Annotated in this window: 15 protein-coding genes; 5 read left to right on the top strand and 10 right to left on the bottom strand. The window is 66.4% G+C overall.

Features of this window, described 5'->3' with window-relative positions; translation table 11 throughout:
- Positions 1 to 61: 61 nt before the first annotated feature.
- Positions 62 to 274, top strand: a complete 213-nt coding sequence (locus tag DFR49_RS09335; RefSeq protein ID WP_119035502.1) for a cold-shock protein — start codon at positions 62 to 64, stop codon at positions 272 to 274.
- A 91-nt stretch (positions 275 to 365) separates the two neighbouring features.
- Positions 366 to 587 carry a hypothetical protein gene (locus DFR49_RS09340; RefSeq protein WP_119035503.1) on the top strand — a complete coding sequence of 74 codons (222 nt, stop codon included), beginning with the start codon at positions 366 to 368 and terminating at the stop codon, positions 585 to 587.
- A gap of 98 nt (positions 588 to 685) precedes the next feature.
- Here DFR49_RS09340 and DFR49_RS09345 read toward each other — a convergent pair whose 3' ends face one another.
- The 3 genes from DFR49_RS09345 to DFR49_RS09355 form a co-directional block, all read right to left on the bottom strand.
- Entirely contained in the window at positions 686 to 1,342 is a 657-nt protein-coding gene (locus DFR49_RS09345; RefSeq protein WP_119035504.1) for a GntR family transcriptional regulator, read from the bottom strand.
- An 85-nt stretch (positions 1,343 to 1,427) separates the two neighbouring features.
- Positions 1,428 to 2,408: an AraD1 family protein gene (gene araD1 / locus DFR49_RS09350; RefSeq protein WP_119035505.1), complete on the bottom strand. Its 981-nt coding sequence runs from the start codon at positions 2,406 to 2,408 to the stop codon at positions 1,428 to 1,430.
- A gap of 42 nt (positions 2,409 to 2,450) precedes the next feature.
- Positions 2,451 to 3,788 carry a sugar MFS transporter gene (locus DFR49_RS09355; protein ID WP_119035506.1) on the bottom strand — a complete coding sequence of 446 codons (1,338 nt, stop codon included), beginning with the start codon at positions 3,786 to 3,788 and terminating at the stop codon, positions 2,451 to 2,453.
- 107 nt (positions 3,789 to 3,895) lie between these two features.
- On the opposite strand from DFR49_RS09355, the gene DFR49_RS09360 reads away from it, so the two are divergent.
- Positions 3,896 to 5,059: an aldose epimerase family protein gene (locus DFR49_RS09360; protein WP_119035507.1), complete on the top strand. Its 1,164-nt coding sequence runs from the start codon at positions 3,896 to 3,898 to the stop codon at positions 5,057 to 5,059.
- An 18-nt stretch (positions 5,060 to 5,077) separates the two neighbouring features.
- The gene (locus DFR49_RS09365; protein ID WP_119035508.1) at positions 5,078 to 6,877 is read left to right on the top strand and encodes an IlvD/Edd family dehydratase; all 1,800 of its coding nucleotides are present in this window, start codon (positions 5,078 to 5,080) and stop codon (positions 6,875 to 6,877) included.
- Between the two features lie 239 nt (positions 6,878 to 7,116).
- Here DFR49_RS09365 and DFR49_RS09370 read toward each other — a convergent pair whose 3' ends face one another.
- The 7 genes from DFR49_RS09370 to DFR49_RS09400 form a co-directional block, all read right to left on the bottom strand.
- Positions 7,117 to 7,875, bottom strand: a complete 759-nt coding sequence (locus DFR49_RS09370; protein ID WP_119035509.1) for a FadR/GntR family transcriptional regulator — start codon at positions 7,873 to 7,875, stop codon at positions 7,117 to 7,119.
- A gap of 154 nt (positions 7,876 to 8,029) precedes the next feature.
- The gene (locus tag DFR49_RS09375; protein ID WP_119035510.1) at positions 8,030 to 9,058 is read right to left on the bottom strand and encodes an alanine racemase; all 1,029 of its coding nucleotides are present in this window, start codon (positions 9,056 to 9,058) and stop codon (positions 8,030 to 8,032) included.
- Between the two features lie 110 nt (positions 9,059 to 9,168).
- Positions 9,169 to 10,773, bottom strand: coding sequence for an MFS transporter (locus DFR49_RS09380; RefSeq protein ID WP_119035511.1), 1,605 nt, complete (start codon positions 10,771 to 10,773; stop codon positions 9,169 to 9,171).
- Between the two features lie 222 nt (positions 10,774 to 10,995).
- Entirely contained in the window at positions 10,996 to 11,880 is an 885-nt protein-coding gene (gene mmsB, locus DFR49_RS09385; RefSeq protein ID WP_119035512.1) for a 3-hydroxyisobutyrate dehydrogenase, read from the bottom strand.
- A gap of 44 nt (positions 11,881 to 11,924) precedes the next feature.
- Positions 11,925 to 12,701, bottom strand: a complete 777-nt coding sequence (locus DFR49_RS09390; RefSeq protein WP_119036334.1) for an enoyl-CoA hydratase — start codon at positions 12,699 to 12,701, stop codon at positions 11,925 to 11,927.
- 11 nt (positions 12,702 to 12,712) lie between these two features.
- Entirely contained in the window at positions 12,713 to 13,756 is a 1,044-nt protein-coding gene (locus tag DFR49_RS09395; protein WP_119035513.1) for an enoyl-CoA hydratase/isomerase family protein, read from the bottom strand.
- Positions 13,753 to 14,895 (bottom strand): acyl-CoA dehydrogenase family protein, encoded by a 1,143-nt coding sequence (locus DFR49_RS09400; RefSeq protein ID WP_119035514.1) that lies wholly within the window; start codon positions 14,893 to 14,895, stop codon positions 13,753 to 13,755. The genes DFR49_RS09395 and DFR49_RS09400 overlap by 4 nt, the downstream gene beginning before the upstream one ends.
- A gap of 109 nt (positions 14,896 to 15,004) precedes the next feature.
- Between DFR49_RS09400 and DFR49_RS09405 the strand changes: the two genes are divergently transcribed.
- Entirely contained in the window at positions 15,005 to 15,376 is a 372-nt protein-coding gene (locus tag DFR49_RS09405; protein WP_119036335.1) for a GIY-YIG nuclease family protein, read from the top strand.
- Positions 15,377 to 15,393: the final 17 nt, after the last annotated feature.

Consider the following 15,393-nt stretch of genomic DNA (forward strand, 5'->3'; position numbering starts at 1 on the left):
GAAGCATCGGGCGTGCCGACAGTCGGCGCCCCCCTGAACGAAAGAAAGAAGGACTACCGCAATGGCCATCTCCGGCACCGTCAAGTTTTTCAACGCCGACAAGGGCTATGGCTTCATCGCCCCCGACGAAGGCGGCAACGACGCCTTCGTGCACATCACCGCGGTCGAAAAGGCGGGGCTTTCCACGCTTCGTCAGGACCAGCGCGTGACCTATGACCTCGAGGACGATCGCCGCGGCAAGAAGGCCGCGGTCAACATTCAGGCGCTCGACTGATACCGGCGCACCGGCGGCGGCACTCGTGAGACGCCGCCGGTGCCCGTTTTCGCCACATCGACCGCGTTCCTCCTCAATCTCGAGAGCCCCTATGGCCGACGACCCCGTTTTCTACCGCGCTCGCGCCGCTGCCGAGCATGCCGCCGCCGAAGCCGCGACGCTCGACAATGTCCGCGATCGGTGTGAACGCGCCGAGCGCGCGTGGACCGCGATGGCCGAGCGCGCCGAGCGCACCCGCCGCCAGCGCGACGTCCGCGAAGCCGCCACCGCCGCCCGCGCCATCGACGCCGCGTCGCCCGTCACGGTCGATTGACCACCTGTGCTGTCCGCCGCCGAGCACGGGCGCGCGGGTCGCATCGACGAGAAGCAGGCGCCGTCTCCGAAATCGACGCGCGCACCGGGCCTTACCCGTCAGCGTGCACCTTCGGCGTTCAATCTGCCTTTTAGATCGTCGAACCTGCCCTGGATATGCGTTGCGAGCAGGTGTTCGGTCGCCGCGGCATCGCGATCGAGCCACGCGTCGATAAGCTGGCGATGTTGGAGATCGGCACGATCCTGTCGGCCCGTCGGCCGCAGATACGCGATCACATAGCGTTCCGACATCACCTGGAGCCGCTCGACCAATTGCGTGGTGAGTGGCCGATCGCCCGCCCGTACGAGAGCGGCATGAAAGATTCGGTTACGCACGCCGATATCGGGGCTGCTGTTGCCGATCGCGGCGTCGAGTTCGTCGAAGGCACGCTGCGCGGCCGCGCGCTCCTCATCACCCGCGACCGTCGCGGCAAACCCGGCGGCGCGCGGTTCGATCGCAAGCCTGAGCGCGAAAATCTCGTCGACCTCCCCCGCCGTCATCCGTCGCACGAAATAACCACGGTTGGCCTGGCTGGTGAGCAGGCCTTCCTGTTCGAGCCGCGCCAGCGCCTCGCGCAACGGAATCTTGGAAATGCCAAGTTCAGCAGCAAGCGCGTCCTGCCGGATCGCGACATCATGCGGTAGCCGACCGGTGACGATGCGTTCGCGAATGACATCGAACACCTGTTCGGAAAGCGTGCGGACGACGATGCTCACGGGCTTTCCCCTTGATCGAACGTCGGTTTACCGCCGAATCGCCATCGCCCGCTTCGCCCACGCCGGCTGCGGACGACGCGCGCGATCACAATATCTTCACCGCCGTTTCCAATGCGGCCGCCGTACCGATCGGGTTGCGCACCGGCATCGTGAAGGGGGCGGCTTCGATCTCGAACACGTCGCCGGGTCGCGTCTGGACGCCCTCGCTGAACGACAGCGTCGCGGTACCGAAGAAATGGACGTGGACATCGCCCGGGCGGCGGAAGCCGGGATATTTGAAATGATGGTGTTCGAGATTGCGGATCGCATGCGACATATTCGCCTCACCCGAGACGAAGGGCTTTTCCCAGATCGTTTCGCCGTCGCGCACGATGCGGCTGGCGCCTTCGACATGATCGGGGAGCGCGCCGGTCAACAATTCGGGGCCGAGCGCGGCCGGGCGCAGCTTGGAATGCGCGAGCCACAGATAATTGCCGCGTTCGGTGACGTGATCGGAAAATTCGTTGGCGAGCGCAAAGCCGAGCCGGACCGGCGTGCCGTCGTCAGCGATCAGATAGATGCCCGCGATCTCGGGCTCCTCGCCCGCGTCGAGCGCGAAATCGGGTGAAGGCAGCGGGGCGCCGGGGGCAATCAGCGCGGCGCCATCGCCCTTGTAGAACCATTCGGGCTGGACGCCGATGCCGCCATCGGCGGGCTTGCCACCGTCGACGCCCATCAGGAACATCTTCATCGAATCGGTCTGGTGCGCGGCCTCGGTCGCGGCGCGGTGCATCTTGTCGCGCCCCTCGGCCGAGCCGAGGTGCGTGAGCCCGGTGCCCGTCATCAGCAGATGCGCCGGATCGCGATGATCGATCGGCGCGAGCACGGTCACCGTATCGAGATCGACCGCATCGCCCAGCCCCGCCGCGCGCGCCTGATCGGCAAGCCCCACGCCCGCCGCCAGCGCCGCCTGTGCGAGATCGTAGAGCGTCTCGACGCCCGAGACGCGGCGCGGTGCCTGATCGGCGGCAAGAATGGCGACGCCGCGCCCGGCGGCATCACGAAACTGAACGAACCTTGTCGACATTACATCCTTATCCTCGAATGATCCCGGTTCACGGCCGTCTCATCAGACGGCGAGTTGTTCATCGGTCGGCGGCGGCTCGCTGCCCGACACCACCGGCCTGGCGCCCCAGAGCGCGTAGAACAGCACGTAGAGTTCGCACGCCGCGGTCAGCAGGAACGACATCTGCAACCCGTAGAGATCGGCGAGCCAGCCCTGGATGATGACGAGCGCGCCGCCCGCGATCGCCATGATCAGCAACCCCGACCCCTCTTCGGTGAGCGGCCCCAGCCCGCGGATGCCGAGCGTGAAGATCGTCGGGAACATGATCGAATGGAACAGCCCCACCGAGATCAGTGTCCACATCGCCACCGGTCCGGTTGCGAAGGTGGTGATGATCATCACGACGAACGCGCCGATCGCCGCCCCCGCGAGCACGCGCTCGGCGGGGATCGAGCGCATCAGGAAGCTGCCCGCGAACCGGCCGACCATCATCCCGCCCCACAGCAGGAACAGATAGTTCGACGCCGTGGCGTGGCTGATATTGCCGATTTCCGGTGCCGAGACGAAGTTGATGAACAGGTTCGACACCCCGATCTCGGCGATCAGATAGATGAAGATCGCCGGCACCCCGAAGACGAGGTTGCGGTGCCGCCAGAGCGAATGGTGTTTGCGTTCCTCGGCGGCGGCGCGGCGCGTCGCGGTGCCGAGTGCAGGCAGGTTGAAGCGTGCGATCACGATCGCGAGCACGACGAGCACCCCGGCCACGATCAGATAGGGAAGCTGCACCGACTGGGCATCGGCCAGCCGTTCTGCCATCGTCATCTCGGCCGCCCCGTCGAGCCGCGTGCCCGAGGTACTGCGCGAGAGGATGAGATAGCCGCCGAACAATGGCGCCAGCGTCGTCCCCATCGAATTGAACGCCTGGACGAGATTGAGCCGCGACGATGCGGTCTCGGGCGAACCGATCACCGCGACATAGGGGTTGGCCGCGACCTGGAGCAGCGTAATCCCGCTCGCGACCACGAACAGCGCCGTCAGCACGACGCCGTAAGAGGGGATGCGCGCGGCGGGGATCATCATCAGCGCGCCCGCCGCCATTACCATCAGCCCCACTACCAGCGACTTCTGGTAGCCGATCCGCTCGATCAGCTTCGCCGAGGGGATCGAAGCCACGAAATAGGCGATGAACCACACCGATTCGATCAGCGTCGTCTGGGTGTAGTTGAGATCGAACACGCTGCGCAGATGCGGCAGCAACGTGTTGTTGATGACGGTGATGAAGCCCCACATGAAGAAGAGCGTCGCCAGCAGCGTCAGCGCCGAACGATAGACCGGCGCCGCCCCGCCGGGCGTCGCGGCGGGCCTTGTCGGGATCGATTCGGCAGGGGGTGGCAGGGCCATCAATCGCGTCCTCTCATGCACATATCGCGGATTCGGCTTTCCATTCGTTCTTGTCTGAGTATATACGGTTATAGCGCAGGTCAATCGTCTCGCGGAGGGATATCCCCATGCAATTGCACGCCATCGGATCGGCCATCGCGCTCTTGGCGCTGGCCGGTTGCTCGGCCCAAGGTAGCGACGACACCAGGCAGGAGAACGGCGTGACGGCACAGCGATCGCACTTCGGCACGCTTGCCGACGATACCCCGATCGAGGCGGTGACGCTGACCAACGATCGCGGTGTTTCCGCACGGATCATCACCTATGGCGCGACGCTGCAATCGCTCAGCGCGCCCGACCGCGCCGGCAAGAGCGCCGACGTGCTGCTCGGCTATGACGATCTTGCGAGCTATGTCGACAAACCCAATTATTTCGCGGTGACCGTCGGCCGCTATGCGAACCGGATCGCGGGCGGGAAGTTCAGCCTCGACGGCAAGGCCTATCAGCTCACGCTCAACGACGGCGCCAACTCGCTCCACGGCGGCACGCGCGGGTTCGACAGGCAGGTGTGGCGGATCACCGACGTCAAGCAAGGGCCGGTGGCGAGCGTCACGCTGGCGCTGACCAGCCCCGACGGCGACCAGGGCTATCCCGGCAAAGTCGAGGCGACCGTCACCTATGCGCTCGACGAGAAGAACCGGCTCACGATCGATTTCAATGCCACGACCGACACGCCGACGGTGGTCAACATGACCAATCACGGCATCTTCAACCTCGCCGGCGAAGGCGCGGCCACCGGCATCCTCGGCCACAAGCTGACCGTCCCCGCCTCGGCCTATACGCCCGTCGACGCGACGCTGATCCCGACGGGCGAGTTGAAGGCGGTCGAGGGCGGCGTGTTCGATTTCCGCAAGGGGCGCATCATCGGTGAGGGCATCCGCGACGGCAGCGATCCGCAGATCGTGATCGGGCGCGGCTATGACCATAATTTCGCGCTCGATGCCGGGCTGACGGCGGCGCCCAAGCTCGCCGCGCGGCTCGAAGATCCCGGGAGCGGACGCGTGCTCGAGGTGCTGTCCACCGAACCCGGCGTGCAGGTCTATACCGGCAATTTCCTCGACGGCACGCTCGTCGGCAAGCACGGCCATCTCTATCGCCAGGGCGACGGCATCGCGATGGAACCGCAGAAATTCCCCGATGCGCCCAACCAGCCCAAGTTCGCCTCGGCACGCGTCGATCCGGGCACGCCCTATCACCACCGCATGATTTTCCGTTTCTCGACGACAGATTGACCCCGGAGCCTTCAAGACATGACCGACGACCCAGCCACGCCCAAGCTGCGCAGCCGCGCGTGGTTCGACAATCCCGACAATATCGACATGACCGCGCTCTATCTCGAGCGCTATCTCAATTACGGGCTGAGCCTCGAGGAACTGCGGTCGGGCAAGCCGATCATCGGCATCGCCCAGACCGGCAGCGACCTGAGCCCCTGCAACCGGCACCATCTGGTGCTGGCGGACCGGGTGCGCGAGGGGATTCGCGACGCGGGCGGGATCGCGATCGAATTTCCCGTCCACCCGATCCAGGAAACGGGCAAAAGGCCGACCGCGGGGCTCGACCGCAACCTTTCGTATCTCGGGCTCGTCGAAGTGCTGTTCGGCTATCCGATCGACGGGGTGGTGCTGACGACGGGCTGCGACAAGACCACGCCCGCCGCGCTGATGGCGGCCGCCACGGTCAACATTCCCGCGATCGCGCTGTCGGTGGGGCCGATGCTCAACGGCTGGCATCGCGGCGAGCGCACCGGATCGGGGACGATCGTGTGGAAGGCGCGCGAACTGCTGGCCGCCGGCGAGATCGATGACGAGGGGTTCATCCAACTCGTGGCGTCGTCGGCGCCGTCGACGGGGTATTGTAACACGATGGGCACGGCGACGACGATGAACAGCCTGGCCGAGGCGCTGGGGATGTCGCTGCCCGGATCGGCGGCGATCCCCGCGCCGTATCGCGACCGGCAGGAAGTGTCGTGGCGCACGGGCAAGCGCATCGTCGAGATGGTGCGCGAAGACCTGAAGCCATCGGACATCATGACGCGCGCGGCGTTCCTCAACGCAATCCGGGTCAATTCGGCGATCGGGGGATCGACCAACGCGCCGCTCCATCTCGCGGCGATCGCGCGGCACATGGGCGTCGAGCTGAGCCTCGACGACTGGCAGGAGCACGGCCACCACATCCCGCTGCTCGTCAACCTGCAACCGGCGGGCGAATATCTGGGCGAGGATTATTACCATGCCGGCGGCGTGCCCGCGGTCGCGGCCGAACTGATCAAGCATGACCTGCTCGATACCGAGGCGATGACCTGCACCGGCAGGACGATCGGCGAGAATTGCCGCGACGCGCGGATCGAGGACGAGCGCGTGATCCGCCCCTACGACCAGCCGCTCAAGCAGGATGCCGGGTTCATCGTCCTGCGCGGCAATCTGTTCGACGCGGCGATCATGAAGACAAGCGTGATCTCGCCCGAATTCCGCGAGCATTATCTTTCCAACCCCGACGATCCCAACGCATTCGAGGGCGAGGCGGTCGTGTTCGACGGGCCGGAGGATTATCATGCGCGGATCGACGACCCCGCGCTGGGCATCACGGTGAACACGCTGCTGTTCATGCGCGGCACCGGGCCGTTCGGCTATCCGGGCGCGGCCGAGGTCGTCAACATGCGCCCGCCCGCCTATCTGATCCGCGAAGGTATCCATGCGCTGCCGTGCATCGGCGACGGCCGGCAATCGGGGACGAGCGGCAGTGCCTCGATCCTCAACGCCTCGCCCGAGGCGGCGGTGGGCGGCGGGCTGGCGCTGCTCAAGACCGGCGATCGCGTGCGGATCGACCTCAACCGCGGCACCGCCGACATGCTGATCTCCGACGCCGAACTCGCCGAGCGCCGCGCCGCGCTGGAGGCCGCGGGCGGCTATCCCTATCCGCCCTCGCAGACGCCGTGGCAGGAAATCCAGCGCGCGACGATCGGGCAGATAGCGTCGGGCGCGATCCTCGAAGGCGCCGAGACGTTCCAGCGGATCGCGCAGACCAGGGGCTTGCCGCGCGACAATCACTAGGGGCGGGTCGATTTCCCCGCGTTCGACGCCATCGCTTGCGGCACGATGGACCCTGAACTTGTTCGGCGACTATCCCCTTCGGATACGTAAGCGCCGAATTATCCCCTTCTTTCGACCCCGGCGAAGGCCGGGACCCAGTTGCGAGCCGCCCGATGCTGGACCCCGGCCTTCGCCGGGGTGGTGAATGAAAGTAATTCGGCGCTTACGTATCCGAAGGGAATAGTCGCCCAATTTTCAGCCTATGCCGGCGCCTGCTCGTCCTCGCGCATCGAAATCTCGGTGTCGGCGAGCGCGAGATCGATCAGCACGACCATCGCCTCGCGCGCGGCCTCCGCGTCGCCGGCGACGATCGCCGTGTGGAGCGCGCGGTGTTCGGGCATCGGATCGCGGGGCAGCGCGCGGCGGCGCTGCTTGAAGATCGTCGTCCACGCGACCGCCGCCATGATCGAACTCGACAGCGTCGAGAGCAACTGGTTGCGCGCCGCCTCGATGATGAGGCTGTGGAAACGCTGATCGGCGGCGCGGCCCTGCTCGGTCGACAGCCCGTGCGTCGTCATCTCGTCGAGCGCGTCGGCCATCTGGCGGGTCTGTTCTTCGGTGTGGCGCGCAGCGGCCGCCGCGGCGGCGGCAGGCTCGACGATCATACGCAGCTCGAACAGGTCGCGCAGGAATGCCGGGCTCGGCTCGCTTGCGAACTGCCACGCAAGCACGTCAGGATCGAGCCGGCTCCACCGCGCCGGATCGGTGACGCGCGTTCCCGCCTTGGGGCGGCTTTCGACCAGACCCTTGGCCGAGAGGATGCGGAACGCCTCGCGCAGCGCCGATCGCGACAGATCGAGCTGATGGCTGAATTCGATCTCACCGGGAAAGAGATGGCCGGGCGGAAATTCGCCGCTGAGGATGCGGCGCCCAAGCTCGCGCGCGAGCGAAGAATGCAGCCGTAGGTTGAGGTTGCCCTTCAGAAGGCCCGAATCCTGCGGCCCGTCATGATCGTCCAACCCCGCCCCCTGCGCCCTTGCGCTCTTTTCCGGCCACTTGCCAAGGCGCGTCGTCGCATGGGACGCGGGCGTCGGCGTGGCTCTCCTGTCGGAAGATATATTGTATAACGTATTGAGCCGTCATGCCAGCCGCGCGCGCAGCACAGCGCGGCTGTTATCGGGTCCACACCCGATCGAAGCGCGCGCCGAGGCCGGTGATGAGTTCATATTGCGACATGCCGCTCGCGGCCGAGGCGGCGGGCAGATCGTAATCGAGCGCGACCCAATCGCCTTCGGCAAGCTCGGGCGCGGCATCGACGCCGATCGCGACCAGATCCATCGATACGCGGCCGAGCACGGGGAGCGCCGCATCGCCGGCACGCGCGACGCCCTTGCCCGAGAAGCCGCGAAAATAGCCGTCGGCATAGCCGAGGTTGAGGATCGCAACCTCGGTATCGGCGGGCGCGCGCCAGGTGGCATTGTAGCCGACGGTGCCGCCGGCGGGAACACGGCGGCGCTGGAGCACCTGCGCCTCGGGCGTGACGACCTGCGCGATCGCTTCATGCCCTTCGCGCTGGCGGCCGCCGTAGAGCGCGATGCCGGGGCGCGTGAGATCGAAGGCGTAATCGGCGCCGAGCGCGATGCCCGATGAATTGGCGAGGCTCATCCGCCTCGCGCCGGTGCGGCCCGCGAGCGCGGCAAAGGCATCGCGCTGGCGCGCGTTCATCGCCTTGTCTTCGTCGGCGCAGGCGAGGTGGCTCATCAGCGTATCGATCGCGAGACCGTCGAGCAGGCCGCTCCTCACGTCTTCGGGCGCGACGCCGAGCCGGTTCATGCCCGTATCGACCATCACGTCGCACGCTCCCCCGCCGACCTCACGCCAACGCGCGATCTGCGCCGGGGTGTTGAGCACGGGCCGCGCGATGCCGCTCATCGCCACCGCGGCATCTTCGGCACGGACGCCGTGCAGGACAGCAAGCGGCAGCGCCAGATCGCGCAGCGCCTCGGCCTCCGCCCAGGTCGCGACGAGGAAATCACGGCAGCCGGCATCGGCAAGGCGCCGTCCGATCCCGGCGGCCCCAAGGCCATAGCCGTCGGCCTTGATCGCCGCGCCGCACGCCGCGCGCCCGCTCATCGCATCGAGCACGCGCCAATTGGCGACGAGCGCCGCGGAATCGAGACGGAGGCGGAGGGGAGCGATCATGAAGGCGTGTCTAACGTTCGAGGGCCGGATTGCGCCACCCGTTCGCCGGCAGCACGAACGGAATCGGAAGCCGCCCGACCTCTAGCCGTGCTCCGGCGCGCGCGCCACCCTCAGCCCGCCTCAAAAGCGCCGGGGCGCGGTTCCTTGAGCCAGAACAATGTCACCACCAGCGCCAGCGCGACAACCGCCCATGTGTACCACAAACCAGCATAGGGATTGCCTGTCTTGGCGACGATATACTGGCTGATGAAAGGCAGGAAGCCGCCGAAATAGCCGCAGCCGAGATGATAGGGGATCGACATCGAGCTGTAGCGGATGCGCGGCGGGAACATCTCCGACAGCAAGGCCGCGACCGGGCCGTAGGTCGCCCCCGACAGCGCGCTGAGCGAGATGATCGCGATGACGATGACGAGCACGTCCCGCCCCGCCGGCACCACCGGATCGAGCCCGTAACCATTGGTGGTGAGCACCGCGTCGAGCGCCTGCGGGGTGGGATCGGCGACAGGGACACCGCCCACCGTCACCACCGTCTCCGGCGCCTTGAGCGTGGTGTAGGCGATCCCCTTTTTGGAGAAATAGTCGAGCAGGCGGCCGCAAGCGTCGTCTTGCTGCTTCGCGAACGGGCTGTAGCCGCAATCGGGGCCGGAGACGACGATCGGCGCGCGTTCGGCCGCGGCGGCGAGGTGCGGGTTGGCAGCGCCGCCGATCACCCAGAAGATCGGGAACAGCAGCACCAGCGTGACCGCATAGCCGATCACGATCGGCTTCTTGCGCCCGACGCGATCCGACAGCCGCCCGAAGAACACGAACCAGAACAGCCCCGCCGCGGCACCAACGCCGGTGAGGAGTTGCGCCGCGGTCGGCGCGACGCGCATCGTCCCTTGCAGGAACGACAGCACGCTGAACATCGCGGTGTACCAGATCACCGTCAGCCCCGCGGCGATGCCGAGCATCGCGACGATCAGCCGGCGGATATTGCCCGGATAGGTGAAGCTTTCGACGAACGGGTTGCGCGCCGTCTCCCCTTTGGCCTTGAGCGCCTTGAACACCGGGCTTTCGGACAGTTTGAGCCGCATCCACAGCGACACGGCGAGCAGCAGCAGCGAGAAGACGAACGGGAAGCGCCAGCCCCACGCATCCCACGTCTCGGCCGGCATCGCAGCCTTGGTGAGCAGCACGACCGCGAGGCTGAGCACGAACCCGCCCGCGACGCTGGCCTGGATGAAGCTGGTGTAAAAGCCGCTTTTCCCCGGCGGCGAATGTTCGGCGACATAGATCGCCGCCCCGCCATATTCGCCGCCGAGCGCGAGCCCCTGCGCGACGCGCAGCAGGATGATGATCACCGGCGCGGCAAAGCCGATCGCCGCCGCCGAAGGGACGAGGCCGACGCCTGCGGTCGCGAGGCCCATCACGGTGATCGTGATCAGGAAGGTGTATTTGCGCCCGAGCTTGTCGCCGAGATAGCCGAACAACACCGCGCCCAGGGGGCGGAAGCCGAAGCCGACCGCGAACCCCGCCCAGGCGAGCAGCGTCTGCACCATCTCGTTGCCGGTGGGGAAGAAGGTGCGGCCGATGATCCCCGACGCCGCCAGCGTGCCGTAGATGAAGAAATCATACCATTCGAAGATGGTGCCGACCGACGAGGCCGAGATGACGAGGCGGATATCGCTTCGGCTCGGCGCCGGTTCACCCGTCGACTCGGCCACGCTCGCCATGCTTGCCCCTCCCCCTTTTTCCACGGCGTAGCGCGGGGCGCGGCCAAAGAAAATAGGGTACGGATCGGGCCTAGTCGGTTTTCAAGTAGCGCGTCTGCATAAAGCGCTTCGCAAGCCTCCCCGTCACCCCGGACTGGTTCCGGGGTCCAACGTGCCTCAGGCGCTGACGCTCGTGGCGGGTTGGATGCCGGAACAAGTCCGGCATGACGATGGCGTTTGTTCCTACGCCGCCCCGCCCGAGGTCTTGATGATCGCGGAGAAATCGAGCGCGCCGTTGCCGGCGGCGGCGAAGGCTTCGTAGAGATCGCGCGCCTTGGCGCCGATCGGCGTGTCGGCATCGACGCTCGCCGCCGCCTCGATCGCGAGGCGCAAGTCCTTGAGCATCAACGCGGTGGCGAAACCGCCCGCATAATCGTGGTCCGACGGGCTTTCGGGGCCGACGCCGGGGACCGGGCAATAGCTCGTCATCGACCAGCTCTGGCCCGAGGAGACCGACGCGATGTCGTAGAACGCCTGGCTGTCGAGCCCGAGCTTCTTCGCCAGCGCGAACGCCTCGCACGTCGCGATCATCGTCGCGCCGAGGATCATGTTGTTGCAGATTTTGGCCGCCTGCCCCGCGCCGTTGGCGCCGGCGTGGATCACCGCCTTGCCCATATCGGCGAGGAACGGCTCGGCGCGCTCGAACGCCTCGCCGCTGCCACCGACCATGAAGGTGAGGCTGCCCGCATTCGCCGCCGCGATCCCGCCCGAGACGGGGGCGTCGACCGCGGTCAACCCCTTGGCGGCGGCGGCATCGGCGACACGCCTGGCGGTGGCGACATCGATCGTCGAGCAATCGATCAGGATCGCCGCGGTCGAGGCGGTGCCGAACACGCTATCGGTATAGACCTGTTCGACATGGCTTCCCGCCGGCAGCATCGTGATGACCGCCTCGGCATCCTCGGCCGCTTCCCTGGCCGAACCGACGGGCAGGCATCCTTCCTTCTTCGCGCGATCGAGCGCGTCCTGCGAGAGATCGAAGGCGTGTACGTCATGGCCCTTTTTGGCGAGATTGGCCGCCATCCCGCCGCCCATGTTGCCGAGCCCGATGAAACCGATGCGTGCCATGCTTTCTCTCCTCATCTCCCCTCCAGCCCGGCGGGAGGAGAATACTATTTCCCGGTCCAGTTCCCCGGCCGCTTCTCGACGAAGGCGGCCATGCCTTCCTTCTGGTCCTGCGTCGCGAACAGGCCGTTGAACAGGCGACGCTCGAATTGCACGCCCTGCGTCAAATTCGTCTCGAACGCGGCGTTCACCATTTCCTTGTTCGCCAGCACCGCCAGCGGCGGCATCGCGGCGATCGCGGTGGCAACCTTGACCGCTTCGTCGACAAGATCGGCGGCGGGGATCACGCGGCTGACGAGACCGGCGCGTTCGGCCTCGGCGGCGTCCATCATCCGGCCGGTGAGGACCATCTCCATCGCCTTGGCCTTGCCGACCGCGCGGGTGAGGCGCTGCGAACCGCCCATGCCGGGCGAAACGCCGAGCTTGATCTCCGGCTGGCCGAATTTCGCGGTATCGGCGGCGAGGATGAAGTCGCACATCATCGCCACCTCGCAGCCGCCGCCGAGCGCATAGCCCGCTACCGCCGCGATCACCGGTTTGCGCGTCTGCGTGAAGCGTTCCCAACCGGCGAAATGGTTGGTGCCGTACATCGCGGCAAAGCCCATGTCGGCCATTTCCTTGATGTCCGCGCCCGCGGCGAACGCCTTGTCGCTGCCGGTGAGGACCGCGCAGCCCTGCCCTTCATCGGCGTCGAACACGGCAAGCGCGGCGAGCAGATCGTCGAGCACCTGCGCATTGAGTGCGTTGAGCGCTTGCGGCCGGTTGAGCGTGATCAGCGTGACACGCCCGCGCTTCTCGACGAGCAGGGTCTGGTAATCGGGCATTCTTGTCTCCGTTATCGCGGTGTCCACGCCTCGTCGTCAGCGAGCGGCGCGAAGATCTGATCGATGACGTGGTCGGTCACGCCGCCGGGGGTCGCCGGGTTCCAGCGCGGGGCGTTATCCTTGTCGACGATCACCGCACGCACGCCCTCGATAAAATCGTGGCGCTGGACGACGCGGCTCGCGACGGCATATTCGCGCGCCATCTCGTCGGCGAAGCTCGCCATCCGCGCGCCGTCATGGAGCAGCCGGAGCGACACCTTCATCGTCTGCGGCGATTTGGTCTCGAGGATCGCGCGTTGCTCAGCCGCCCAATCGCCGCCGTCGGCGGCGAGCGCGGCGAAAATTTCCTCCACCGTGTCGGCCGCGAACAGGCGATCGATGTCCGCACGGCGCGCAAGGATCGCCGCCTCGGGCGGATCGGTATCGAGATCGTCGAGGATCACCGCGATCGCCTGCGGTTGCTCGGCAATGCGCCCCTTGGCATGGGCAAGCGCGTCGGCGGGCAGATAATGCGTCGCGAGGCCGAGCGCCTTGCACTCGGCTCCGTCGAGCCGGTGGCCGGTGAGCGCGAGGAACTGCCCCATCCGCCCCGGCAGCCGTGACAGATACCAGCCGCCGCCGACATCGGGGAACAGCCCGATCCCCGTTTCGGGCATCGCGAATTTGGTGTTCTCGGTGGCGATGCGGAATTTGGCCGGGAGCGAGATGCCGACGCCGCCGCCCATCGTGATCCCGTCCATGAACGCGACCACCGGCTTGGCATAGGTGAACAGCGCGTGGTTCATGCGATATTCTTCGAAGAAGAAACGCCGCGCCTCGACACCGTCGCCTTTCGCGCTTTCGGCAACCATGCGGATGTCACCGCCGGCGCAGAAACCCCGGCCTTCCGCATGATCGATCAGCACCGCCTCGACCGCGAGGTCGCCGCGCCACCGATCGAGCGCCGCGGACATGGCAAGGCACATATCGATGTTGAGCGCGTGGAGCGCCTTCGGCCGGTTGAGCCGGATGCGGCCGACGCGGCCTTCGATAAGGGTGAGGACGTCGTCGCTCATTGCCGCGTCAGCTCGCGACCGACGATCATGCGCATCACCTGGTTGGTGCCTTCGAGGATCGAGTGGACGCGCAGATCGCGCCAGAAGCGCTCGATCGGGTAATCCATGAGATAGCCGTAGCCGCCGTGAAGCTGGAGCGCGCGATCGACCACCGCGGAGCCGGTGTCGGTGGCGAGGCGCTTGGCCATCGCGGCGAAGCGCGTCTTGTCGGGGGCGTTGGCGGTCACCTTGACCGCCGCGACGTAGAGCAGCGCGCGCGCCGCCTCCAATTCGGTGGCCATGTCGGCAAGCGTGAACTGGGTGTTCTGGAAATCGGCGATCGCCTTGCCGAACTGCTGGCGCTCGCGCGTATAGCGAACCGCCTCGTCGAGGCAGCGCTGCGCGCCGCCGAGCGAGCAGGCGCCGATGTTGAGCCGGCCACCGTCGAGTCCCATCATCGCGATGCGGAAGCCCTCGCCCTCGGCGCCGACCAGATTTTCCACCGGCACGCGGACGGACTCGAACATCACCTGCGCGGTCGGCTGCGAATGCCAGCCGAGCTTGCGTTCCTGCGCGCCGAACGACACGCCGCGCATGTCCTTTTCGATCACCAGGCACGAAATGCCCTTTGGCCCGTCCTCGCCGGTGCGGACCATGACGACATAGAGATCGTTCTCGCCGCCGCCCGAGATGAACTGCTTGGTGCCGGTGACGACATAATGATCGCCGTCGCGGACTGCCTTCGTCCTGAGCGCCGCCGCGTCCGAGCCCGACGACGGTTCGGTGAGGCAATAGCTCGCGAGCGTCTCCATCGTGACAAGATTGGGCAGGTATTTGTCCTTGACCCGCTGCGCACCGAACCGGTCGATCATCCACGACGCCATGTTGTGGATCGAGATGAAGGCGCTGGTCGAAGGGCAGCCATAGGCCATCGCCTCCATGATCAGCGCCGATTCGAGCCGGCCGAGATTGATGCCGCCCGATTCCTCGCTGACGTAGATCGCCGCGAAGCCGAGATCGGCGGCCTCCTTGATCACCGCGCGCGGGAAGATGTGTTTTTCGTCCCACTCGGCCGCGTTGGGCGTGATGCGATCGGCGGTGAAGCGGCGCGCGAGTTCCTGAATCTCGCGCTGATCGGCGGTGAGGTCGAATTGGGTCATAACGGTCCTGTCTTCGTCATGCCGGACTTGATCCGGCACCCAGAGCCCGAAACAATGTCGGCGGGGACTCTGGATACAGACGTTCGCCAGCATGGCGGGAATGGAGATGATGGAAAAGCAGCCCGCGGTCTACATCGTCGCCAGCGCGCGTAACGGTACGATCTATACTGGCGTAACCTCGCATCTGCTCGGGCGAGTCCACCAGCATCGCACCGGAGAAGTCGAAGGTTTCACCAAGCGTTATCACGTCAGGCGCCTCGTCTGGTTCGAGCCGCACGAGATCATGGAATCGGCGATCGTACGGGAAAAGCGGATCAAGAACTGGCCCCGGCGCTGGAAGCTCGACCTGATCGAGAAGGACAATCCGACGTGGCGGGACCTGGCCGAGGATTTCGGATTCGCGCCATTGCCGCAAGCATTGGACGGATCGACGCCCCATCGGCAAAGATCGACCGCCAGTGTTTGGGACTCTGGATCCTGACGTTCGTCAGGATGACG

Origin of the sequence: Hephaestia caeni, from assembly GCF_003550065.1 — a bacterium.
Classification (GTDB): Bacteria; Pseudomonadota; Alphaproteobacteria; order Sphingomonadales; family Sphingomonadaceae; genus Sphingomonas; species Sphingomonas caeni_A.

Excerpts from the sequence above, each read along its gene's own strand:
- DFR49_RS09335 (WP_119035502.1), top strand. The coding sequence starts at position 62 with ATGGCCATCTCCGGCACCGTCAAGTTTTTCAACGCCGACAAGGGCTAT.
- DFR49_RS09340 (WP_119035503.1), top strand. The coding sequence starts at position 366 with ATGGCCGACGACCCCGTTTTCTACCGCGCTCGCGCCGCTGCCGAGCAT.
- araD1 (WP_119035505.1), bottom strand. The coding sequence starts at position 2,408 with ATGTCGACAAGGTTCGTTCAGTTTCGTGATGCCGCCGGGCGCGGCGTC.
- DFR49_RS09355 (WP_119035506.1), bottom strand. The coding sequence starts at position 3,788 with ATGGCCCTGCCACCCCCTGCCGAATCGATCCCGACAAGGCCCGCCGCG.
- DFR49_RS09360 (WP_119035507.1), top strand. The coding sequence starts at position 3,896 with ATGCAATTGCACGCCATCGGATCGGCCATCGCGCTCTTGGCGCTGGCC.
- DFR49_RS09365 (WP_119035508.1), top strand. The coding sequence starts at position 5,078 with ATGACCGACGACCCAGCCACGCCCAAGCTGCGCAGCCGCGCGTGGTTC.
- DFR49_RS09375 (WP_119035510.1), bottom strand. The coding sequence starts at position 9,058 with ATGATCGCTCCCCTCCGCCTCCGTCTCGATTCCGCGGCGCTCGTCGCC.
- DFR49_RS09380 (WP_119035511.1), bottom strand. The coding sequence starts at position 10,773 with ATGGCGAGCGTGGCCGAGTCGACGGGTGAACCGGCGCCGAGCCGAAGC.
- mmsB (WP_119035512.1), bottom strand. The coding sequence starts at position 11,880 with ATGGCACGCATCGGTTTCATCGGGCTCGGCAACATGGGCGGCGGGATG.
- DFR49_RS09390 (WP_119036334.1), bottom strand. The coding sequence starts at position 12,701 with ATGCCCGATTACCAGACCCTGCTCGTCGAGAAGCGCGGGCGTGTCACG.
- DFR49_RS09395 (WP_119035513.1), bottom strand. The coding sequence starts at position 13,756 with ATGAGCGACGACGTCCTCACCCTTATCGAAGGCCGCGTCGGCCGCATC.
- DFR49_RS09400 (WP_119035514.1), bottom strand. The coding sequence starts at position 14,895 with ATGACCCAATTCGACCTCACCGCCGATCAGCGCGAGATTCAGGAACTC.
- DFR49_RS09405 (WP_119036335.1), top strand. The coding sequence starts at position 15,005 with ATGGAAAAGCAGCCCGCGGTCTACATCGTCGCCAGCGCGCGTAACGGT.